Source organism: Microbacterium sp. 20-116, from assembly GCF_041079415.1.
Classification (GTDB): Bacteria; Actinomycetota; Actinomycetes; order Actinomycetales; family Microbacteriaceae; genus Microbacterium.
Genome location: NZ_JBFYGP010000004.1, coordinates 21,905 through 41,609 on the forward strand (window position 1 = coordinate 21,905; position 19,705 = coordinate 41,609).

25 protein-coding genes are annotated in these 19,705 nt (G+C 65.7%); 16 read left to right on the forward strand and 9 right to left on the reverse strand.

All coding sequences use genetic code 11. The features are described 5' to 3' along the window. The first annotated feature begins 279 nt into the window (after positions 1 to 279). The 5 genes from AB6V29_RS09360 (at position 280) to AB6V29_RS09380 (ending at position 6,346) form a co-directional block, all read left to right on the forward strand. Complete coding sequence (locus AB6V29_RS09360) at positions 280 to 1,980, forward strand: hypothetical protein (RefSeq protein WP_369358223.1); 1,701 nt, start codon at positions 280 to 282, stop codon at positions 1,978 to 1,980. Further along, positions 1,968 to 3,080: a hypothetical protein gene (locus AB6V29_RS09365; protein WP_369358225.1), complete on the forward strand. Its 1,113-nt coding sequence runs from the start codon at positions 1,968 to 1,970 to the stop codon at positions 3,078 to 3,080. Before AB6V29_RS09360 ends, AB6V29_RS09365 begins: the two co-directional genes overlap by 13 nt. A 3-nt stretch (positions 3,081 to 3,083) precedes the next feature. Next, positions 3,084 to 4,967: a hypothetical protein gene (locus AB6V29_RS09370; RefSeq protein WP_369358227.1), complete on the forward strand. Its 1,884-nt coding sequence runs from the start codon at positions 3,084 to 3,086 to the stop codon at positions 4,965 to 4,967. Continuing rightward, complete coding sequence (locus tag AB6V29_RS09375) at positions 4,921 to 5,850, forward strand: PfkB family carbohydrate kinase (RefSeq protein ID WP_369358229.1); 930 nt, start codon at positions 4,921 to 4,923, stop codon at positions 5,848 to 5,850. The genes AB6V29_RS09370 and AB6V29_RS09375 overlap by 47 nt, the downstream gene beginning before the upstream one ends. 238 nt (positions 5,851 to 6,088) lie before the next feature. Next, the gene (locus AB6V29_RS09380; RefSeq protein WP_115915798.1) at positions 6,089 to 6,346 is read left to right on the forward strand and encodes a nuclease; all 258 of its coding nucleotides are present in this window, start codon (positions 6,089 to 6,091) and stop codon (positions 6,344 to 6,346) included. A gap of 48 nt (positions 6,347 to 6,394) precedes the next feature. On the opposite strand, the gene AB6V29_RS09385 is transcribed toward AB6V29_RS09380, so the two are convergent. Beyond that, positions 6,395 to 6,796, reverse strand: a complete 402-nt coding sequence (locus AB6V29_RS09385; RefSeq protein WP_289941474.1) for an aldehyde dehydrogenase — start codon at positions 6,794 to 6,796, stop codon at positions 6,395 to 6,397. Between the two features lie 239 nt (positions 6,797 to 7,035). Then, the gene (locus tag AB6V29_RS09390) at positions 7,036 to 8,286 is read right to left on the reverse strand and encodes a multidrug effflux MFS transporter (protein WP_369358231.1); all 1,251 of its coding nucleotides are present in this window, start codon (positions 8,284 to 8,286) and stop codon (positions 7,036 to 7,038) included. 44 nt (positions 8,287 to 8,330) lie between these two features. On the opposite strand from AB6V29_RS09390, the gene AB6V29_RS09395 reads away from it, so the two are divergent. Beyond that, the gene (locus AB6V29_RS09395) at positions 8,331 to 8,795 is read left to right on the forward strand and encodes a MarR family winged helix-turn-helix transcriptional regulator (protein ID WP_369358233.1); all 465 of its coding nucleotides are present in this window, start codon (positions 8,331 to 8,333) and stop codon (positions 8,793 to 8,795) included. A 90-nt stretch (positions 8,796 to 8,885) separates the two neighbouring features. Continuing rightward, positions 8,886 to 9,248: a VOC family protein gene (locus AB6V29_RS09400; RefSeq protein WP_369358235.1), complete on the forward strand. Its 363-nt coding sequence runs from the start codon at positions 8,886 to 8,888 to the stop codon at positions 9,246 to 9,248. A 42-nt stretch (positions 9,249 to 9,290) separates the two neighbouring features. Here the strand turns inward: AB6V29_RS09400 and AB6V29_RS09405 are convergent, their stop codons facing one another. Beyond that, a complete protein-coding gene (locus tag AB6V29_RS09405) occupies positions 9,291 to 9,548 on the reverse strand; it encodes a hypothetical protein (protein ID WP_369358237.1) in 258 nt (85 codons plus the stop codon). 96 nt (positions 9,549 to 9,644) lie between these two features. Between AB6V29_RS09405 and AB6V29_RS09410 the strand changes: the two genes are divergently transcribed. Continuing rightward, a complete protein-coding gene (locus AB6V29_RS09410; protein ID WP_369358239.1) occupies positions 9,645 to 9,854 on the forward strand; it encodes a hypothetical protein in 210 nt (69 codons plus the stop codon). Positions 9,855 to 9,949: 95 nt separating this feature from the next. Here AB6V29_RS09410 and AB6V29_RS09415 read toward each other — a convergent pair whose 3' ends face one another. The 4 genes from AB6V29_RS09415 to AB6V29_RS09430 form a co-directional block, all read right to left on the reverse strand. After that, entirely contained in the window at positions 9,950 to 10,192 is a 243-nt protein-coding gene (locus AB6V29_RS09415) for a DUF1653 domain-containing protein (protein WP_369358241.1), read from the reverse strand. Further along, the gene (locus AB6V29_RS09420) at positions 10,189 to 10,545 is read right to left on the reverse strand and encodes a hypothetical protein (RefSeq protein WP_369358243.1); all 357 of its coding nucleotides are present in this window, start codon (positions 10,543 to 10,545) and stop codon (positions 10,189 to 10,191) included. Before AB6V29_RS09420 ends, AB6V29_RS09415 begins: the two co-directional genes overlap by 4 nt. Before the next feature lie 144 nt (positions 10,546 to 10,689). Next, positions 10,690 to 11,160 (reverse strand): hypothetical protein, encoded by a 471-nt coding sequence (locus tag AB6V29_RS09425; RefSeq protein ID WP_369358245.1) that lies wholly within the window; start codon positions 11,158 to 11,160, stop codon positions 10,690 to 10,692. Between the two features lie 162 nt (positions 11,161 to 11,322). Continuing rightward, the gene (locus tag AB6V29_RS09430; RefSeq protein ID WP_369358247.1) at positions 11,323 to 11,823 is read right to left on the reverse strand and encodes a small multidrug efflux protein; all 501 of its coding nucleotides are present in this window, start codon (positions 11,821 to 11,823) and stop codon (positions 11,323 to 11,325) included. A gap of 204 nt (positions 11,824 to 12,027) precedes the next feature. Here AB6V29_RS09430 and AB6V29_RS09435 point away from each other — a divergent pair, with 204 nt between their 5' ends. The 4 genes from AB6V29_RS09435 (at position 12,028) to AB6V29_RS09450 (ending at position 15,814) form a co-directional block, all read left to right on the forward strand. Next, positions 12,028 to 12,315: a hypothetical protein gene (locus tag AB6V29_RS09435; RefSeq protein WP_103206635.1), complete on the forward strand. Its 288-nt coding sequence runs from the start codon at positions 12,028 to 12,030 to the stop codon at positions 12,313 to 12,315. Positions 12,316 to 12,647: 332 nt separating this feature from the next. Beyond that, a complete protein-coding gene (locus AB6V29_RS09440) occupies positions 12,648 to 13,931 on the forward strand; it encodes a sodium:proton exchanger (protein ID WP_369358249.1) in 1,284 nt (427 codons plus the stop codon). 96 nt (positions 13,932 to 14,027) lie between these two features. Further along, entirely contained in the window at positions 14,028 to 15,215 is a 1,188-nt protein-coding gene (locus AB6V29_RS09445; RefSeq protein WP_369358252.1) for a sensor histidine kinase, read from the forward strand. Next, positions 15,212 to 15,814: a response regulator transcription factor gene (locus tag AB6V29_RS09450; protein WP_116238599.1), complete on the forward strand. Its 603-nt coding sequence runs from the start codon at positions 15,212 to 15,214 to the stop codon at positions 15,812 to 15,814. Before AB6V29_RS09445 ends, AB6V29_RS09450 begins: the two co-directional genes overlap by 4 nt. Before the next feature lie 102 nt (positions 15,815 to 15,916). Here the strand turns inward: AB6V29_RS09450 and AB6V29_RS09455 are convergent, their stop codons facing one another. After that, positions 15,917 to 16,354 carry an ImmA/IrrE family metallo-endopeptidase gene (locus tag AB6V29_RS09455; RefSeq protein ID WP_369358255.1) on the reverse strand — a complete coding sequence of 146 codons (438 nt, stop codon included), beginning with the start codon at positions 16,352 to 16,354 and terminating at the stop codon, positions 15,917 to 15,919. Positions 16,355 to 16,371: 17 nt separating this feature from the next. Beyond that, entirely contained in the window at positions 16,372 to 16,794 is a 423-nt protein-coding gene (locus AB6V29_RS09460) for a helix-turn-helix transcriptional regulator (protein WP_103206631.1), read from the reverse strand. Positions 16,795 to 16,879: 85 nt separating this feature from the next. On the opposite strand from AB6V29_RS09460, the gene AB6V29_RS09465 reads away from it, so the two are divergent. The 4 genes from AB6V29_RS09465 (at position 16,880) to AB6V29_RS09480 (ending at position 19,651) form a co-directional block, all read left to right on the forward strand. Further along, positions 16,880 to 17,041: a hypothetical protein gene (locus AB6V29_RS09465; protein ID WP_369358258.1), complete on the forward strand. Its 162-nt coding sequence runs from the start codon at positions 16,880 to 16,882 to the stop codon at positions 17,039 to 17,041. Between the two features lie 172 nt (positions 17,042 to 17,213). After that, positions 17,214 to 17,504, forward strand: coding sequence for a phosphopantetheine-binding protein (locus AB6V29_RS09470; RefSeq protein WP_103206630.1), 291 nt, complete (start codon positions 17,214 to 17,216; stop codon positions 17,502 to 17,504). A gap of 39 nt (positions 17,505 to 17,543) precedes the next feature. Beyond that, positions 17,544 to 18,764, forward strand: a complete 1,221-nt coding sequence (locus AB6V29_RS09475) for a beta-ketoacyl synthase (protein WP_369358260.1) — start codon at positions 17,544 to 17,546, stop codon at positions 18,762 to 18,764. Beyond that, complete coding sequence (locus AB6V29_RS09480) at positions 18,761 to 19,651, forward strand: hypothetical protein (RefSeq protein ID WP_369358263.1); 891 nt, start codon at positions 18,761 to 18,763, stop codon at positions 19,649 to 19,651. Before AB6V29_RS09475 ends, AB6V29_RS09480 begins: the two co-directional genes overlap by 4 nt. The last annotated feature ends 54 nt before the right edge of the window (positions 19,652 to 19,705 follow it).

Below are 19,705 nucleotides of genomic sequence, written 5' to 3' on the forward strand. Positions count from 1 at the left end.
GAACAACTTAGCCAACTATCGAATTTCCACCGCACGTTTGGTGTAGAGATGCTCAGTCTCCTACCTGAAGGAGACGAGCTCTGGGATCGGCTAGTAGTTTTGCGTAGCGCCCCGGGGGCAGGTAAAACCTCGCTCCTCAAGCTCTTCTCGTCAGAGTCGTTGGCTCAACTTTCCGCGTATGTGCACCCTGAGGCGTCGGTCCTGGCTCTGAGAAAGGAACTCATGAGCCGCGGGGCAATTGACGCGAAGGGCTCTAAGCGACTGGGAATATTCCTCAGTATGCGCCCTGATTATAAGACGCTGGTAGATCTAGGACCCGATGGCGCGGCTGCGTCGAAAATACTCTTTAAGCTGTTGGATGCGCGCATTCTTCGAACTGCGCTCGAGGCCATCGCTTTTGCGCGCCAGGTGCCTTTTCCGAAGGATGTGGAACGCCTCGAACTTCTGTTCTCAGGTCGCGACGCCACTGCAACGGCCGCGGTGCGTCGCCTGAGTTCCGCGACGGATGAGCAGGTGCGATCTGGTTGTGTTAGCGCATTGGATCTTCTCTCGCGGGCGGAAAGCATCGAGAAAGAAGTTCTGGACTTGCTCGATTCGCTGGTCCCCGTCGAATGGGACCGAATTGACGGGCACACCAAGTTGTACAGCATCGATCTGCTTGATAGGGCGCGGTTTGCAGTCGACGGGGTAGAGGTTCCCGCAGAGCCGCTGCTGCTGATCGACGACGTTGACGAGCTGCACGGGGCACAACGGAGCGCCGTGTACGAGGCGCTTCTTGACCGGCGCATCGGGTTTGCGAGGTGGGTTGCGGAGCGGCAGGCGGCCGCTACATCCGGCGAGCTGATCGGCAAAACGGTGGGTCGAGACTTGATCATTGTGACCGTCGACGACGGACGGGTGGTGAGCGACTCCAAGCGGCACAAATTGCTGAAGCACATTTCCGACACTCGAGGCATCGAGGGACTCGGCGCGATAGACGTGCACTCGCCATTCAGTGATCTCCTCGATGGTGACACGTCTCTGGATCAGCGCAGCGTCATTGCGGCTTTGGAAGGGGCCCGACGTGGCGTCATGGAGCATCTACGGGAGCACCCCGCGTACATGCCATGGTTTAAGGAGATTGAAGCTCGTTTGGCGGGCGACAACAACCTCGAACTGGCCATCGCATTTCGCGAGGCTTCCATTCGTCTGGAGAGAGAGAATAGTCGATCGTCGGAAACATTATTCGGTGCAGATTTCGATGACTCCCTTGAAGTCGAATTGCCTTCGGAGTCGCAGTCGAAAGATCGGGGAGCAGCGCGGCTTTTCATATCGAACGAGTACCCTGTGCCGTATTACTACGGTGCGGAGACGCTATCCGCGTTGTCGAGTCGAAATGTCGAACAGTTCCTTCGGATATCGGGCGATGCCTTCGATGCAATGGTAGCCGCAGTTTCGCGTCGCTCCCGGCGGGGAAACGCGAACCTTGCTGCCGCCGACCAGGACAGGCTGATTAGGCGTGCCAGCATTACATTCTGGAACGACATCCCTAGGAAGGTGGAGAGTGGAAGCGATGTGCTTGCGTTGCTGACGGTAATCGCGGCCGTCAGCGTTGAGCAGACGTACCGCGCCAACGCTCCATACGCCCCCGGCGTGACCGGTACGGCTCTGCCATACCTGCAACGAAATGCTCTTCTGGATGGGGTGGGCGGGAAGAGTGATGTTAGACGCCGTCTGAGTGCGGCGCTTCGCATTGCGGTGTCGGAGAACTTGCTGGAGATGTCTAGCGATATTGTGCGCGTCAAGAACCAGGATTTGATTCTCTTCCATCTGAATCGGCTGCTGCTCCCTGCGTTGAAGCTGCCTTTACAACGCAGTGGATTCAGGGAGCAGAGTGTAGCAACTCTTTCCAAGCGCTTTGAGGCTGTAGTTCGGCTGGACCTTGACGCTGCTCGGGCAATCGGTCTCGTCCCCAGTCAAATACCAGGATGGCCAAGATGACAGATTCTTCTTCTCACCGCTGGAGCGATTACGTCTTCACGTCAGAATCCGAGGAGACTGTCGCGCTTATCGTGGAAGCCTCCGCCAGTGCAACCGGTCGCACTCTGCTGATATGTGGCGGTGGGTTCGATCCTCGAACTCTTCACGCTCCGACTGCTGTCGCCGGGATCGATCTCGAAAATCTCGTGGTTCTCGCGCTAAAACCGAATGCGCTGGGTTCCCACGCGGACGCGACTGAGTCAGCTTCCCACAATCTGCAATCGCTGCGTGAAATGTTTCCCGATAATCTGAATGTTATCGAGTCCCCCCAGGTGGCTGAGCCTAATTCTGCTGGCGCAACGCTAACTCGTCAGCTTGTGGCTGATCATGAACTGCTGTTGTATGAGACTGTTCTAGTTGACATTAGCGGAATGCCGTCCTCTATTTCCTTTCCAATTATCCACTTGCTGTTGAGTGATGATGAGGGCGGGGATGGTGCAAAATTCGCTGGCAACCTTCTGGTGTTGGTTTCGGAGGACGCTGAAACGGATCGGAGGATAGTCCGAAGCGAAATCGGTCGGGCGAGCGTATTGAACGCAATGACCCGGCTTCCAACCGCTCGTCAGACCGTCATCTGGATACCGATATTGGGCGAAGGGGCGGGAGAGGAGTTGAGTAGAATCCGCGTGATGCTTGACCCCGAGGAGGTCTGTCCGGTAGTCCCATTTCCGGCCACCCGTGCCCGACGCGCGGACGACCTGATCGTCGAGCACGGTGACCTGCTGTTCGAGGTCTTGCGGTTTGAGCCCCGAAATGTATTGCACGCGTCCGAACTCAATCCCTTCGACGTGTATCGGCAGATGGTTTCCCTAGCACGCCGGTACCGAACGGCGCTAAGCCCCCTGGGCGCACCGACGATTGCCACGAGCGAACATGGCAGCAAGCTGATGAGCCTAGGGGTGTTGCTAGCCGCCCACGAGGAGCATCTTGTCGTCGCGCAGGTAGACACAACGAGCTACGACTTCGCGAGTCCGGACGCGGCATCAGACCGCGTACCGGTGCTGTATGGCGCCTGGTTAACCGGCTTGCCGTACGACGTCGGAACCCCGGAGGATGGTTGACGCATGAGCACGTATGAGGAGAGTGTTGCGGCTATCCATCTTGAATTGGGGAACGTCGCCCGTTCGCCCAGTTTCGATGAGTTGAGCGTCTTCGCTGGTCAGCTGGCCGGTCGGCCTCTCGTTGCCGTCGGAAGCGGCGGGACGGCGGCCCTCGCTGAGCTAGCGGCCCTGGCACACAGAAAATCGACGGGTCGCGCTGCGTGGGCGATGACGCCCCTGACCTTCGCGCAGTCGGGGCCAATGCCGGCAGGGGCTGTTGTCTTGATTTTCTCGGCGCGCGCCAAGCACCCCGATACCGCGCTTGCTTTCGAGCGCGCCCAGCTTGAGGGTCTGCATGTCCTCCTGGTAACGGAGCGGTCTCTTCGAGACTTGCCGGACTCACTCAAAGGTGGTTCCCTGTCCGTGCTCACTGTTCCTTCAGGGCCATCCAAGGACGGGTTCTTGGCAACCGGATCGGTTGTTCGGATGGCGGCAGTCGTTTCGCGGATGTATGGATACTCCGTCGCTCAGCCGCCACTCGAGTCCATGGCGAATGTGACAGACAGAGTGATTGTTCTCCACGGCTTAGAAGGCATACCAGCCGCCACGGACCTAGAGACACGACTCCATGAGCTTGGTTTGGCCACCGTGCAGCGAGCAGATTTTCGAAACTTCGCCCACGGGCGCCACGTCGGATATAGCCGTCACAGCGATATGACCACGATCATCGCATTGACGGGGGATGAGTCGCGCGAAATTTGCATACGCACGTTGGGTCGACTTCCGGCGGGGGCGAACATGGTTCTTGTGAGTAGCGATAAGCGCGGAGTCGAGGCAGCGTTCGAACTCCTGGTGAAAGTGCTGCCTCTTCCGATCACGCTCGCGAAGGCCGTGGGAGTGGAGCCTAGTCGTCCGCCGGTGCCCAGTTTTGGTCGAGCGCTCTATCATCTTCCTTATAAGAGAGCGCTGCGAAAGTTCGGCCTCTCACCTGTGGGGCAGAAGTTGCGCGCTGCCGGGCTGAGCGAGGATTATGGCGCCTCCCGGGCGTATTTCAGCCACGCGTACGAAGATTGGCGTCGAAAGGTCGCTAGCTCGCCTTTCGTTGGTGTTCTCGTCGATTACGACGGGACCTGCGTGGCGACGCGGGACAGATGGGACCCCCCCTCCGTGGAGGTTCGTGAGCCGCTGGTTGGCATGATGCGCGCGGGTGTGCGTATAGCGGTTGCTTCGGGCCGTGGCGACAGCCTGTTCGCGGGGCTCCGCGAGTGGATACCGAAGGATCTGTGGTGGTTGGTCGATTTGGGTCTACACAATGGATCGTGGCAGCAGAATCTCGCAGATGATCTGTCTGAACCGACTGTGGGCGAAGATGCAATCGCCGATGCTGGGCGCGTGTTGTTGGAGCTTGAACAGTTGGGCATAGCCACGATTAAGATTGGAGCGCGTCAAATCTCGTTAAGCCCCGTAACGTTGACGCAGTCCGTTACGGATCTTCGTCATCTTGCTCTCGCCCTGTTGACTCCGCTTCGTAGTCAGCAGATGGACGTGCGCGAGAGCGCGCACAGCGTTGATGTCTTCCCGTCTGGCCGCGGCAAGGTGGCCACCCTCGACAGGGTGCAGAATGGATACGGTCGGTACCTATCTGTGGGAGACCAGGGAGGTCCTGGTGGCAACGACTTCGATCTTCTGCATGCATCGATTCATTCGATAACGGTGGGTCGGACGTCCCCGGATCCGAGCCGATGCTGGCCTGTGTTTGGGGCCGAGCTACAGAACGAGGTTGCCCTCAGCCGGATACTACGGCGCGTCCGGCTGGGGACCCGAAGTTTCCGATTCACCCCACCCATCTTGAAGGCAGAGCATGGCACATCGACGTCGGATAGTGAGCAGCGGCTACACAACAGCTGACGCGTTGGTCAACGGATCTGTCCGGGCAACGCCGGGTGGCACGGCGGCCAACGTCGGGCGAGCCTTGGCGTCGCTCGGGTGGGACGTCGACTTGGTCGGCAGAGTCGGCGATGACCCGGCAGGAAACCTTGTAATTGACCGACTGAGTCAATCGGGCGTAAATACAGATCACCTCCGACGTGATTCTGCCTGGCGCACGCCGGTGCTAGTGCAGGAGGCCCACCGAGGAGATCATCGATGGCGATTTCGATGCCCCGCCTGTGGGGAGAAATTCGCGACACATCGCCCGCCGCCTGAACCGGACGCGACAACTCTCCTGAGCGCGCTGAGGACTCCGGATGTGTTCTTCTTTGATCGCGCAAGCCGGTTCACTCTTCGGCTGGCGGAGGGATGGCGTGAACGCGGCACATTCGTCGTGTTCGAGCCGTCATCCCGCGGCGTTTTGAGTCTCTTTGTGCGCGCCGTTACTATCGCGAACATCGTGAAATTCAGCTCGCAGCGATCTGCTCCGTTTATGAATGTCCTAGAACTGCCCGATGCTGCGGTCGTCGAGACGCAAGGAAGTGTTGGTGCGAGGTTTAGATGGCCTTCGTCGAAACGGTGGCAGCACGTCGACGCGTTCGCTCCTAGTCAGTTCGTGGACTCAGCGGGGGCGGGAGATTGGACAACTGCTGGCCTTTTAGACCGGCTCTGGACGAGTGGCGGAGAGCGCGTGGATCTTGAGGCGCTCCCGGTGGCTCTACAGAACGGCCAGGCTTTGGGATCAAGGGCTTGCTCGTGGGAAGGAGTGTTTCCTGATCCACTGGACGACATAACAACTGACTTTGAATCATTTGGTTGTCCTCGAGTGATTTCAAGGCGGCAGGAAATGAGCAACGGTTGACACTTGCGCGAGAAACTCTCTTGGGCTGAAGTCTCGCAATGCATGTGCGTGCAGTTCATTCTTCTCTGGATAGTGCGGTTATCGTTGGCTCATGGGCTATGTATTTTTCTCCAGTTATTCTGGGAACGCTCGCGCGCCAGGTCGGCGATTTTGTTACGTCCCACTACACCGCAGATCGCCCGCCCCCGCGGCATCCCGTAGCTTCATCACACCAACCCCTTCGAAGGCAGGTGAAGCCATGTCCCGCACGATCTCGTCGACAGTCCACCCGATCCAGCGCTGCATGGCAGCCTCGAACCCCTCCGCGTGGTGGGATGGTCTCGTCATCGAGGCCGACGGATCGACCGCGACGCTCGCTCTGCTGAACGGCGCGACGGTGCAGCTGCGGATCGTGGGACCTGCGGTCGATATCGCGGTGGGGGAGCCGGTGGCGTTCCACCCGGTCGCCGAGCTGCTCAGCGCGTCGGCGATTCTCACCACCGCGCGCACCGCGTAGCCGAGCGGCCGCCGACGTAACGTCAGCGGCCGCGCGTGGAGAGAGAATTCAGGCGGTCATCGAAGACATCATGGCCTCGCACTTCATGACCATGTCGTCGCAGGCCATAGCGCAGTAGCGGCACATCTCGTCCATGTCGCCGTGTGCGCGGCACTCTGCGGCGCACGCCTTGCCCATGGTCATGCAGGCGGTCATCATGGCGCTCATCACGTCCATGTTCATTCCGGCCGGACGCATCATCATGTGCATCGTCGCCTGAGCCATCTCGACCATGTTCGAGCACATGGCGCAGCACGTGGCCATCTCGGCGCCGTGCATCATGTCGCTGCCGGCGCACATCGCCGCGGCCATCGCACACGCATTGAGCGACTGCATGCATTCCTGCATGGCATCCATGTCCATGGTCATCTCGCCCATGTCCATCGACTTCATCATGTCCATCGTGTCCATCTGGATCTCCCGTGCTCTCGTCGGTTCGGAGGAACCGGAGGCCGCGGAGGGACTCCGGCGTAACCGAATGCTACGCCCGCGGCCCCGGCGATCGACAGGCCTCGGAGCAGGTTGATCAGGTCGCCGTCTCGTTGTATCGGGATCACCGCCGCTGGCCCTCCGGAGGCTGACCGTCGGCTACTTCGTGGCCGGAGCTCGACGCGCTACCCGGGGCTGTGCTGCTGTCGTCACCGCATCCGTCAAGACGCCGAGGTGCCCGCGCTCGAGCGCCGCGTGGCAGCCAGGGCTACGGCCGCAATCGCGGCGGCGACGACCATGACGACGGCCAGCGGTGCGGCGGTGCCCTCTCCGCCCAGACTCACCAGCGGCGAGACCAGCGCGGCGAGACCGAACTGCAGTGCTCCGAGCACGGCCGAGGCGCTTCCGGCGATCTGGGGGACGGCGCTGAGCGCCAGGGCGGTGGCGTTTCCGAACACCAGCCCCAGCGACCCGACGGCGGTGAACAGCGGCACCGTGAGCCAGAAAGCCGGCGCGCCGAAGAAGACGAGCAGGGCGAAGGCGATGGCAGAGGCGGTTACCAGCGCGATCCCGAGCGTCAAGACGCTCTCGACCGAACGGGTGGCGGTGAGCTTGGGCGACAGGGCGCTCACGACCACCAGCGCCAGCGCGTTCAGGCCGAAGAGCAGGCCGTAGGCAACCGTGTCGAGTCCGAGCATGTTCTGGTACAGGAAAGGCGACGCCGAGATGTACGCCATCATCACCGCGAAGCCGAAGGCGAACACGGCGGTGTAGCCGATGAAGGTGCGCGACCGCAGTGCGCGAAGCGGAGACCCGGATGCAACCCGCTCGGCGCGCAGCATGTCGCGGCGGGCGCGCAGATGCGTCTCGCGCACCACCGCGAGTACGGCGACGAGCATCGCGACCGAGAGTCCCAGAACGATCGCCAGCAGGCCGCGCCACCCGATCGGTCCGACGAGCAGGCCCCCGAGCAGCGGTGCCACGACCGGGGCGACACCGCCCACGATCATCATCAACGAGAAGGCACGCGCGGCGGCCTTGCCGGTCGACAGGTCGGAGATGACCGCGCGACCGATGACCATTCCCGCTGCCCCACCGAGGCCCTGGAAGAGACGCGCGGCGACGAGGACGGCGACGTTGGGCGCGAATACCGCGACGGCGCTCGCGAGCACGCAGAGGGCGGCGCCGACGACGAGGGGCGGCACGCGGCCGAAGCGGTCGGAGAGCGGGCCGAAGACGAGCTGCCCGGCGGTCACGCCGATGAGGAACGCCGTCAGTGTGAGTTGCACGGTCGTGGCCGAAGTCGCCAGCTCGACGGTCATCTGCGGGAATGCCGGCAGGTAGAGGTCGGTGGCGAAAGGGGCGACGGCGCTCAGGAGCCCGAGCACCAGTAGAAGCGGCGTCGTGATGCCCTTTGGGTGAGGGGAAGAGGGCGCAGCCGGAGTACGGAGGGAACCGGTGTCGATCGTCATAGTTATGAAAGCATAACTGAATGGCGCGCTGTTACAGTCGAGCCGTGCCCCCCTCGGTCTCTGACGGTGCTCTCGCCGAGCTCGCCGACGTCATAATGCGCGTCGCGCGCGAGATCGATCCGAAGGGGCCTCAGGCGCCCGACATCGTGCCGCTCACCGGCACGGAAGCCCTCGTCATGAGATGGGTGCACCACAATCCCGGTGCCTCACCGAGCGCCGTCGCTAGAGCGACGGCGTTGCAGCGCAGCAACTGCAGCGTCGCGCTGCGCTCGCTGGTCGCGAAGGGCCTGATCGAGCGTCAGACCGCCACGGATGACGCCCGAGTGACGCGTCTGCATCCAACCGCTCTCGCGGATGAGAGCGTGCAGAAGCTTCATGCGTACTGGGCGGGCCGCCTGCGGAGGGCGCTCGACGGTGATGAAGCCGGAGTGCAGGCGGCGGCGGCCCTGCTCGCCCGCATAGAAGAGGAACTGCGCCACGGTGGCGACCCTCCGCCGATGTCAAGCTGAGGTCGCGTTGCGACAGAGCTTCGGGGGAGTTGATCACGTGGTGCAGCGGGCGGGGCGCGAAGAAGTCGTTCTGCTGCGAACATTGTTGGAATGAAGGTCCGTTTCGCGCGTCACACCGACCATCTCGACGACATCGTTCGGTTCTATCGCGACGGGGTCGGGCTCCCTGTGCTGGGCGGCTTCGAGGATCATGCGGGATACGACGGGGTGTTCCTCGATCTCCCCGGAAGTGGCGCGCATCTGGAGTTCACCACGGGCGGCGGTCACCCGGCACCGATGCCGGACCCCGAGTCGGTGCTCGTTCTGTACTTCGACGACGACGAGGAACGCCTGCGCATCGCGGCTCGCCTTGCCGGGCGAGAGGTTTCGCCCTCGAACCCCTATTGGCGGACGCACGCTCTGGCGTTCGCCGACCCCGACGGGTTCCAGGTGCTCCTCGTGTTGGAGCGGTGAGGACGGCGTCGACTACGCCTTGCGTCTGTAAAAGCCCTCGTCCTAGCGTGCCCGGATGCCGACCGACTTCAGCTCCAGCCCGGCGAGGCGCTGCATGACGACGGGGTCGCCTCGGCGCCAGGCGCTCACAGCGTCGGGATCGACTTTCGCGAGAACGCCGACCTTCTGATGCGTGAGTGCCCGCAGGGCGAGAAGGTCGGTGGTGAGGCCTGAACGCACCAGGTTGCGGGTGCGCGTCGCGCGCGAGATGAAGCGCAGCCGCGGGACGAGCCACACCAGCAGAACGATGAGGATCGGCAACCCGCGACTCCCACGCCGAGGGCGATCGCCGCCTGCCGGACGAGGTCTTGCTGTGTCTGGCCGACGGCCGCGAGGGTGTCGCCCGCGGAGCTCGCCGTGGTGAACGGACTGCTGATCCCCTCGCCGATGAACGGGACTCCTCCGAGGCGGGTGCCGGCGTCGGCCATCGACGCGCGGAAGTCCACGCCGGTCGCCTGGATCTGGCGGCCCAACTGCGCGAGCTGGTCGACGGCAGAGAAGACGGTGATCCCGGCGGTGATGCTCAGCGCGATGAGCACGAGCGCGATGAGGTCGACGGTCACCTGACGCGCGCGCTGCACGGCGAAGTCGGAATACAGTTTCACGCCGTCACTCTCCCACGCGGGGAGTGCGATCGCGGGGAACGAAGAATGGGCGCCGCGTCAGCTCGACGGGCCGACCCGCCGGAACCGCGGGCCCGAGTAGCCGTCGCGTTCGACGTGCTCGGTAAACATCTCGATCGGGCGCACCCAGGACGAGTGATCGCCATAGAGCGTGCGGTAGGAGACGAAGACCTCTTCGGTCTCCGAGTGCTTCGCGGTGCCGAAGACTTCGTAGCGCTGGCCTTTGAAGTGCTCATAGATGCCGGGTTCGATATCGACCGGCTCGCTGCCGTCGGTCTTCACGACAGTTCGGCAGGAGCCGTGCTGACCGTGCCGTCGGTGCGCGACTGCAGGTACTCGCAGAGCTTGCCGGTCGTGAAGAGTTCTTCACCGAGAGCGATGAGGTGGCTGCCCGAGAGCGGGAACTCGCCGGAGCGTTCGGAGAGGGATGCCGTCCACTTCCGCTCGCAGTCGACGTTCAGCGAGATCGATGCGGGCCCGTGGTTGAGGTGGATCGCGACCATGCCGGATTCGAGGTGCTCGGGGTCGTCCTGACGGAGGACGTGCACGGTGGCGTGCGCCACACGGTCGTGCTTCTCGTACTCGGTGACCCACTCGTGGATCTCGGTGTAAGTGGGACGAGCGGCGCAGGTCATGTGTCGAGACTAGCTGTCCGGGCCTCGCGCGACGTCTGCTCTCATGCACCCTCTCGCGGCGATCAGAGCGGCGCGGTCAGCGTGTGAGGTGGAGCACGACGAGACGGGCGCCGACCGCCCAGCTTCGCGTCAGGTTCGGTCGTGTCAGCTACCGGACGGCTGCACGCCAGCGAGATCGTGCAGGGCGCGGAAGCTCGCCTCGTGCTGCTCCCGGAGGGCCTCCCACCCGACGCCCGGATCGATCGACTCGGGAGAGGGAACCGCGACCGCGAACCCGTGCTGGGCGCGCGGAACCGCCTCGCCGGGCAGCCGCAACTCCTGCGTGAATGCGCCGGTATCGGGCGCGAACGTCAGGGTGTGCGCGGCGATGTCGTGGTCCCAGTCGGCCGACGGCCACGACATGAAGGCGACGTGGCGCGGGGGATCGAGCGGGGCCGTGGCGGACACCCAGCAGCCGTGGTGATCTTCGCCGGGGGAGAGGATCGTGTACGTCCCACCCTCGCGGTAGACCAGCAGCGCTTCGCGGAACGGCTTTTGCGAGAACATGGCCGTGTAATAGAGGGCTTGCGCGTAGATCGGCTGTCCGAGGGTCAGGGTGACAGTCTGCTGCGGCATCGGGTGGGTGTCCTCTCGAATGCGGGCGGGGTCTCCTCTATCCAGCCATGCGGGCCGTGGGCCGAGGTTGCGCGGAGCGAGGTCTTCGCTATGACGTTGCTGACCGCGCGCGGAACTCAGCGCAGACGTCGAGACGCGGCATCCCTCGTCCGAAGGGAAATCTCACGCCACCGCCCGGATCACGCCCGTGATGATCAGCGTGATCACCGTCGTCCACAGCACGATCGCGGCGGCCTGCCAGGCGAGCACGCGCATCGGCGGCACGCCGGTGGAGGTGAGGGCCGCGGCGGTGAACTGCGTCGGCAGCAGCAGGGGGCCGAGCAGGCTCACGCCCGGGGTTCCGTAGCGGTGGTAGGCCTTTTCGAACTTCTCGCGGCGGGCGGTCGGGGGTGTGGCGGCCGAGCCGCGGCGGGTGGTGACGGCGGTGCGCACGCGGGAGGAGGCGAGCACAACCACGGCGACGCAGATGATGTTGCCGACCGCGCCGGCGATGGCGGCGACGATCGGAGGGATGCCGCCGATGATGCCGATCGCCGCGGCACCTTCGCCCTCGATGAACGGCACGGCACCCGCGAGGGCGAGGATGAGCGGTTGGACGAGGTCGGGCACGTCGGCGACGAGGCCCTGGAAGCCGAGGATGAGGTCCGACACGGGATTCGACATGGGGACTCCGGGGGAATGAGGACGCGGCGTGTTCCGCGGTGATTCCATCCCATCGGCGGGCGGCTCGTCGCGGCAGTGTCGCGGTGTCACGACCGGGCGGGAAAATGCGGCGCCCCACCCCTGACGAATGTCAGGGGTGGCCTTCACGGCGTCTTCCGGATCGCGTATCGTCGCAAGCCCCGTGGCCGATCCGAAGGAGGAACCGTGCCGAGCTTCCTCGTGTGGATCGAGTACCTCTTCTGGGCGGTCATCGCGGTCGGGGTGCTCGTTCGTCTCGGCGTCGCGCTCGGACGTCGTCGCTCGGGCCGGCGCAAAGACGCCGTGCGACAGGCGATCCGCCCCGTGATCGATGCGGGTGCGGTCGAGTCCGCGTTCTACGGATGGACGCCATCGACCTCGGGGCAGCTTCGGCAGGAGCCCACCTCGATCGAGACGGCGCAGGACCGCGACCGCGTTCCGCCCGAGCTCCCCGACGACCGACCGCTGAGGTGACGCTCCCGCGGCATCCGCGCCGGATTTCGGACAGCCTGAACACTGGGAATGCCGCTCGGCGACCCGCGTCATCACGGGGTGAGGCAACCCGAAATCCTGTCAATCGCGCTCTCAGCTTGCGTTCAGAAATATCGCTGGCCGAGGCTGGAGGCAACGAAGGGGAGTAGCTCCGGGCCGCCTCCGGCCCGCGGCGGTGTCGACATACTGGCGTTCACGATGATCGCCCGGCATCCCACCTCGACCGGTCAGCGGTGAGGCGAGCGAGACCTTCGGCCCGCCCAGGCCGAAGCGTCGCTGTCCCGTCTTCGGTCGCGTCCGACCGGAGTTCTTCCATGCCACGCGCTCTCATCCGCCGTATCGGCCTGTGCCTGCTGATCGCGGCCCCCGCGATCGTCTTCCGGGTGCTCGGGTTCCACCCGAACGCCGTGCTCGATCTCATCGTCTTCGGTGCGGCCGTCGTCGCCGCGAGCTTCCTTCTGGCGTGGGCCGCCGAGGCCGCGCAGAAAGACATCTCGGGCCCGCTGGCCATCGCCATCCTCGCCCTGATCGCCGTGCTCCCGGAGTACGCGGTCGACCTCTACTACGCGTTCCGGTCGGGGTACGACCCGTCGTACGAGCAGTTCGCGGCGGCGAACATGACCGGCTCGAACCGGCTCCTTCTCGGCTTCGGGTGGCCGCTCGTCGTGATCGTGGCGTTGATGGTCGCGAACCGCGTCGCGAAGAGCAAGAAGGCCGCACGGGTGACGTTCCTGCAGCTGCCGCGCGAATCCCGCCTCGATGTGGGCTTCCTCGCGGTGCTCGCGGTCGTCGCCTTCGCGATCCCGCTGCTCGGCCACCTCCCGATCTGGTTCGGACTCGTCCTCATCGCCGCGTTCGCCTTCTACCTCTGGCGCGCAAGCCAGGCCGAGAGCGACGGCGAGGAGCACTTCGTCGGCCCCGCCGCGCTCATCGCCGACCTGCCCCAGCGGCCGCGCCGCCTCACCGTCATCGCGCTGTTCGTCGTGGCCGCGGCCATCATCCTCGCGTGCGCCGAACCGTTCGCCGAGGCGCTCGTGGAGTCGGGTTCTGCGTTGGGAATCGACAGCTACTTCCTCGTGCAGTGGCTGGCGCCGCTGGCATCCGAGGCTCCCGAATTCATCATCGCCGTGATGTTCGCGCTGCGCGGTATGGGGGCTGCCGCCATCGGCACCCTCATCGCGTCGAAGATCAATCAGTGGAGCCTGCTGGTCGGCTCGCTGCCCCTCGCGCACTTCTTCGGCGGCGGTGGGGGAGACCTTCCCCTCGACGCGCGCCAGATCGAGGAGTTCGTGCTCACCGGTTCGCAGACCGTGATGGGCGTGGCCATCATCATGGCGCTGCGGTTCCACTGGTGGTCGGCGGCGTCTCTCGCGGCGATCTTCGCGGTGCAGTTCTTCGTCACCGACACCGGAGGCCGGTACATCCTGTCGGGGGTGCAGATCGCGATCGCGATCGTCGCGCTGATCATCCACCGACGCAGCATCCTGCCGACGCTGGCGGCGCCGTTCCGCCGTCGGGTCCGCGGCGACGGGAGCGACGATGCGCTTCTCGCGGGTGCGGAGCCGGCGGCGTCGGGACCGCGACGAGAGGGCGCCTGAGCGGACGGCGGGCACGGAACCCACCCGTGCCCGCCCCCTCTCGCGGGGTCGTCCCGCCCCGCCCGTGACGAATGTCATGCCCGTACTGTGGCGGGTGTGAGCGCCCCCGCACCCGCACCCCTCCGCACTCCCGCGGCGACCTACGCCCGTGACGTCCGCGTCACCTGGTGGTACACCGCCGCCTCGGTGATGTTCCTGCACGTGTTCGCCCTCTTCCTCTGGACGTTCGTCGTCGTCATGCGGGGGACGCCGCTCGACATCGCGCTGGTCCTGATCGGGGCGGCCGGGTCGATGGCATCCGGAGTCCTTCTGCTCGTGCACTACCGCCGCGAGCCCCTCGACGACGGCGACGACTCGGCGCGGCGCCGGGTCTGGCCCCTCGTGCTGGTGGGGATCGCCTCGGCGGCGGTGTTCGGCCTGGGGGCGGGATCCGTGCTCGTCGCGGTGGCCCTCGCGGCGCAGGCGCTGTGCACGGTGCGGTGGCGGGGCGGCATCCGGCTGCGGCTCGTCGTGCTGCTGCTGGTCGTGATCGTGGCGGCGTGGGTCGTCGAGGCCACGCGCCTGAATCCCGACGGCTACCTCACCCTGACCTTCGCCCTGCCGTTGTTCGCGTCGATGCTCGCGCCGCTGACCGCCACCTCGCTCTGGTGGTGGGACATCGTGCGCGAACTCGACCGCGCCCGCCGCGCCGAGGGTCGCCTCGCGGCCGCGCAAGAGCGCCTGCGCCTCGCCGGCGACCTGCACGACCTGCAGGGCCACCACCTGCAGGTGATCGCGCTGCAGCTCGAGCTCGCCGAGAAGATGATGGGGCGGGATCCGGATGCCGCTGCCGAACAGGTCCGCGCGGCTCGCGTGAGCGTCGATGAGGCGCGGCGAGGCACGCGCGATCTGGCCTCGCAATTCCGCGGTGTGCCCCTGCCCGACGAACTCGCCAACGCCGCCGATCTGCTGCGCGCCGCGGGCCTCACCGTCGACCTGCTGGTCGATACCGAGGCCGGTCGCGCGCCGGCGGACGTGCTCGGGCCGGTGGTGCGCGAGACCACGACGAATGTGCTGAAGCATGGCGGCGGGGTCTCGGCATCCCTCTCCCTCTCCCGTCACGAGGGATCGTGGGTGCTGGTCGTCGAGAACGACTCGCGGGGTGCCGCGTCTCCGGTCGGCGATGGGGCGGGACTGTCGGGGATCGCCGAGCGCGTGGGCCTGGTGGGAGGGACGATGGATGCCACCCGCCTCGGCGACCGATTCCGCATCACCGTTCGCGTGCCCGAGGAGGTGACGGCATGATCCGCGTACTCATCGCCGACGACGAAGACATGATCCGTACCGCGCTCGCAGCTCTTTTGCGGTTGGAGGACGACCTCGAGGTCGTCGCCGAATGCCGCGACGGCGAGAGCGCCGTGACCGAGGCGCAGCGGCTGAGGCCGGACGTCTGCCTGCTCGACCTCGAGATGCCCGGGCTCGACGGCGTCGACACGGCCGCGAAGATCCTGCGGAGCGTGCCCTCGCGCTGCGTGATCGTCACGCGGCACGCGCGGCCGGGGGTGCTGCGGCGGGCGCTCGGTGCGGGAGTGAGCGGATTCCTGTCGAAGTCGCGACCGGCGGACGACGTGGCGGCCGTCATCCGCGAGGTCGCGGTCGGGCGCCGGTACGTCGACCCCGAGGTCGCGGCCGACGCGCTGAGCGACGAGCGCAGCCCGCTCACCGACCGGGAGCTCGACGTGCTGCGAGCCGGCGCGCGAGGGCAGACGGTTGCCGAGATCGCGGCATCCCTCCATCTGTCGGCGGGGACGGTGCGCAACCACGTGTCGTCGGTGCTCGGCAAGCTCGGACTCGCGAGTCGGCAGCAGGCGACGATCCACGCGCGCGAGCGGGGGTGGATTTAGTCGGTGCATCCGACGGGCGAGGGGACGAGTCGGTGGCGACCGTGACGCGGCCGTCGCGAGCGAACGGAGGGGACGAGCGCGGAGGAGCCGACGCACGCGGCGTCACGATGCCCAACGCTCGGACGAGTGGAACTGGCCGCGCCCCAGCCGGGCGCGCGTATAGGTGACGCCGCGCAGACGCGTGAGGTCGTTCTCGAGGAAAACGCGCAGGAGCTTGGGCGTCACGCCCAGTTCTTCGGCGATGTCGTTCTCGGGCAAACCCATCGCTTCGAGCCGGGCGAATCGCTCCGGATCGACGAGGAGCCGAGCGGCGTACGCGTCGGCGGCGGCCTCCGCACGGGGATCACCCGGGCCCCGGTGTCCGTGAAAGGCGTGTCCGAGTTCGTGTGCGACGACGCAGGCGCGCTCGACGGGGGTGAGGGTGAAGCCATACACGATCATGCGACGCTCGTGATCGTAGAAGCCCCGATAGGGTTCGGGGAGATGAGCGACGTGAACGGTGACCCCGAGGCGTGCCGCGAGGGCGAGTAGTTCTCGCAAGGCTCCTCCGTCGATGATCAGTCGGTCGACCTCGTCCTCTCGTCGGTGTTGGCGGCGTCGAGGAGACCGGGAGAGACGTGACCGAGGTAGGTCACGTTGTCTGTTTCGTCGAGGGTACGAGGGGCTTCCGACATGGAGGCGAGCAGCTTGACGAGGCCGTCGTGCGGCGAGCCGCTCGACGTGGAGCCGTCGTCGCTGTAGTCGACGAGGGCCATGTCGACGATCTCGCGCGTCGGCACGCGCAGGACCGCCGCGATGCGCTCGAGCTCGGAGACCGTGGTCTCGTTCACCCCGTCTTCGCGTCGCTTCAAGTTCGACAGGGGGATGCCGGTTTGCCGCGCGAGAGCCTCGCGCGTGACATCTCTGCGCCGACGCGCCGCCCGGATCGCCGAACCCAGATGCCGGTCGAACGGGTGGGGCGTCTTCTTCTTACGGGCCATGCCCCCAGCGTAGGAGAGTCCTCCCGTTTCACCGGGCGGGTGAAATCGTTTGAGGCAGTCAAACATGACCCTCTAGCATTCAAACATGACCACTGAGACGCGCGAGGAGCACCCGACAACGGACGAACAGGGCGCGCTTCCCGGCGGCGATCGCGGCGCGTGCTCGAAGCGAGATATGTCGGTGCGTGAATTCCTCGCGGAAGGCGCGCGGCGCGGCGTCACGACGGAACAGCTGTTCCCGGAGTGAGGCATTCGAGGCATCCGGTCCCCCCGGCGTCGGGTACGTCGTCGCCGCGGCACACGCCCGAGCGGCCCGCTCGGGTAACCGAAAGCCGGTTCACCGCCCGCATCGGGCCCCGACCATCCGCCCAGCCGCCTCGTCGATGTTTCGACCCACTGCAAGAGACGAAGGAAATGACATGACCGAACAGACCATCGAGCGAGAGATCGTCTCGGCCATCGTCGAACGACTGGGGCTCGAAATCGATCCTGTCGACGTCGACCTCGACGCGCCGATCTTCTCTTCCCTGGCGGAGGGAACGGAACACGAGGAGTCCTCGCTCAACCTCGACTCCATCGACATCCTCGAGGTCGTCCTCGCCCTCAACGCGACCTTCGATGTCGAACTCCCCGACGATCAACCCGAGGTCTTCACGTCCGTTCGTACGATCGCGGATTACGTGCGCGCGCACCGCGTCGACGCCGCCTGATCGGCGCCCGCTGACCACCGTCGAGAGGCTCCACCCAGGATGAGCACACGCGTATACGTCACCGGCGTCGGGTTGCTGAGTCCGATCGGGAACACGATGAGCGAATTCACCGAATCGCTCCGCGCGGGATCGAGCGGATTTCGGGCGATCCCGTACTTCGACACCGCAGCCTTCCCGTTCGACCGTGGAGCGGTCATCACCGAGTTCCCGGCGGAGCTCACGACCCTCGTGGCGGAGCATCTCGAGTGGGAAACCGCGGAGCACTACGGCGTGCACTGTGCGGCCGTCGCCCTTGCCGATGCCGGATTCGCCGTCGAAGCGCTCGACCCGTTCCGCACGGCCGTGGTCGTCGCGTCGTCGAACGCGGGCGTCGAGACGAATCACACATACGCGCAGCAGAAGCTCCGCGACGAAGTGATCCCGGGGGTGACCGTCGTGCGAACGCCCGCGACGGTCACCGCGACGATCCGCCGTGCGTTCGGATTGCGCGGGCCCCAAGCCGCGGTCTCCACCGCCTGCGCGGCCGGAAGCAACGCCGTCGGCCGCGCCTACGACTTCATCACGACCGGGCAGGCGGACGTGGCCATCGCGGGCGGTGCGGAACCGTTCTCGATGCTTTCCTTCTCCGGCTTCACCCTGCTCAAGTCGCTGACGCACGACGCCGTCCGGCCGTTCGACGAAAGGCGAGACGGTACGGGTCTGGGAGAAGCGGCATGCGTGTTCGTCCTGGAGAGCGCGGAGTCCGCGATCGCGCGCGGCGCGACGATCTACGGCGAAGTCTGCGGCTACGGCCTCTCCGACGACGCCTTTCACGCGACTGCCCCCGATCCGAGCGGAACCGGTGCCGTTCTGGCGATCACGCAGTGTCTCGCCGACGCCCGGATACGGCCGGAGGACGTGGACTACATCAACGCTCACGGAACCGGAACGCGTTACAACGACGCCATGGAACTCGCCGCGCTGACCCGCGTGTTCGGAGACAGCCTGGCACGTATCCCCATCAGCTCGACGAAGCCGCTGCACGGACACACTCTCAGCTGCGCGGGCAGTCTGGAGATGCTCGTGTGTCTCGCCGCGCTCGAGGGTGGTTTCGTTCCCGGCAACATCGGCACCACGGAGCCGATGCACGGATTCGCCGAACTCGACATCCCACACACCTCCCGTGACGTCGATGGGATGAGCGTCGCGATCTCCACCTCGTTCGGGTTCGGGGGGAACAACACCTGCGTCGCCCTCCGGAGGGTGAGGCGGGGAGAGTGATCGACGCACCGACGTCGCTCGCGCGACATTCTCATCCTGCTCTCGCGCCCGCGGGAATGATCTTCGACGCGTTGGACATCTCCGTCGAGCCGAGCGCGGTCGTGGTCATGGCATCCGGAATCCGGTACGCCGATCCGGACGGCCTCGATGACTTCGGCGGACTCGATGCGGCATTCGACCTCTTCGAGGCCGCGGGGTTCAACTGCGAGCAGTTCCGGAGCGTGGACGCCGGGCCGTTCCTCGATGCCGCTCGTCGGGAACACGCTCTCGCCGAGCGGCGCTGGAGAGCGACGCCGTTCTACTCCCTCCATCCCGAGTGCGACCCGGTGAGCGGGGCGACGACCGTGCGTCCTGTCGCTCTGAGCGAATTCGGCGACACGACCGTGCGGATCACCTCGACGTTCGCCGACCGGACGGCGTCCTACGAGGATCTGCTGCGCGGCGAATCGTCCCTGTGGGGATACGCGGCGCCGGTGCCCTCGCTGCGGGCGATCCTGGCACCCGCGCGCTACGACATCGCCGCGCGGGCCCGACGGTCCCTCCGACTCCTCTTCCTGCGAATGGCGACGGCCCGGGACGGCCTGTCCCGACTCGAGTCGTTCGTCTCGAGCCGCCCTCTGCGCGAGAAGACTCAGGCGTACCGGCGCGGCATGGCGGCGATGGGTGCCGGCGACGACTCGTTCCACCGCTCCGTGCTCGTGACGGCGATCGAGTCGTACGGCACGGCAACGGTTCCCGATGAGACACACGCGGGCTTCGCCCGCTCGGCCGCGCTGCACCTCGAGTTCCTGGACGGCGCCGATGCGGCACTCGCCGAGATCGCCCGCGTCGAGCGCGCCGCGCTCGACGCCCATGCACGCGGTGTCGCGGGACGGGTCTGCTCATGAAACTCACGCCACGCACGCAATGGCCCGACCCCTACCTCAGAGGGTCCCATTGCT

Coding starts and splice junctions, on each gene's coding strand:
- AB6V29_RS09360 (WP_369358223.1), top strand. CDS start 280: ATGCGCCCTGATTATAAGACGCTGGTAGATCTAGGACCCGATGGCGCG.
- AB6V29_RS09365 (WP_369358225.1), top strand. CDS start 1,968: ATGGCCAAGATGACAGATTCTTCTTCTCACCGCTGGAGCGATTACGTC.
- AB6V29_RS09370 (WP_369358227.1), top strand. CDS start 3,084: ATGAGCACGTATGAGGAGAGTGTTGCGGCTATCCATCTTGAATTGGGG.
- AB6V29_RS09375 (WP_369358229.1), top strand. CDS start 4,921: ATGGCACATCGACGTCGGATAGTGAGCAGCGGCTACACAACAGCTGAC.
- AB6V29_RS09380 (WP_115915798.1), top strand. CDS start 6,089: ATGTCCCGCACGATCTCGTCGACAGTCCACCCGATCCAGCGCTGCATG.
- AB6V29_RS09385 (WP_289941474.1), bottom strand. CDS start 6,796: ATGGACACGATGGACATGATGAAGTCGATGGACATGGGCGAGATGACC.
- AB6V29_RS09390 (WP_369358231.1), bottom strand. CDS start 8,286: ATGACGATCGACACCGGTTCCCTCCGTACTCCGGCTGCGCCCTCTTCC.
- AB6V29_RS09400 (WP_369358235.1), top strand. CDS start 8,886: ATGAAGGTCCGTTTCGCGCGTCACACCGACCATCTCGACGACATCGTT.
- AB6V29_RS09420 (WP_369358243.1), bottom strand. CDS start 10,545: ATGACCTGCGCCGCTCGTCCCACTTACACCGAGATCCACGAGTGGGTC.
- AB6V29_RS09425 (WP_369358245.1), bottom strand. CDS start 11,160: ATGCCGCAGCAGACTGTCACCCTGACCCTCGGACAGCCGATCTACGCG.
- AB6V29_RS09430 (WP_369358247.1), bottom strand. CDS start 11,823: ATGTCGAATCCCGTGTCGGACCTCATCCTCGGCTTCCAGGGCCTCGTC.
- AB6V29_RS09440 (WP_369358249.1), top strand. CDS start 12,648: ATGCCACGCGCTCTCATCCGCCGTATCGGCCTGTGCCTGCTGATCGCG.
- AB6V29_RS09450 (WP_116238599.1), top strand. CDS start 15,212: ATGATCCGCGTACTCATCGCCGACGACGAAGACATGATCCGTACCGCG.
- AB6V29_RS09460 (WP_103206631.1), bottom strand. CDS start 16,794: ATGGCCCGTAAGAAGAAGACGCCCCACCCGTTCGACCGGCATCTGGGT.
- AB6V29_RS09465 (WP_369358258.1), top strand. CDS start 16,880: ATGACCACTGAGACGCGCGAGGAGCACCCGACAACGGACGAACAGGGC.
- AB6V29_RS09470 (WP_103206630.1), top strand. CDS start 17,214: ATGACCGAACAGACCATCGAGCGAGAGATCGTCTCGGCCATCGTCGAA.
- AB6V29_RS09475 (WP_369358260.1), top strand. CDS start 17,544: ATGAGCACACGCGTATACGTCACCGGCGTCGGGTTGCTGAGTCCGATC.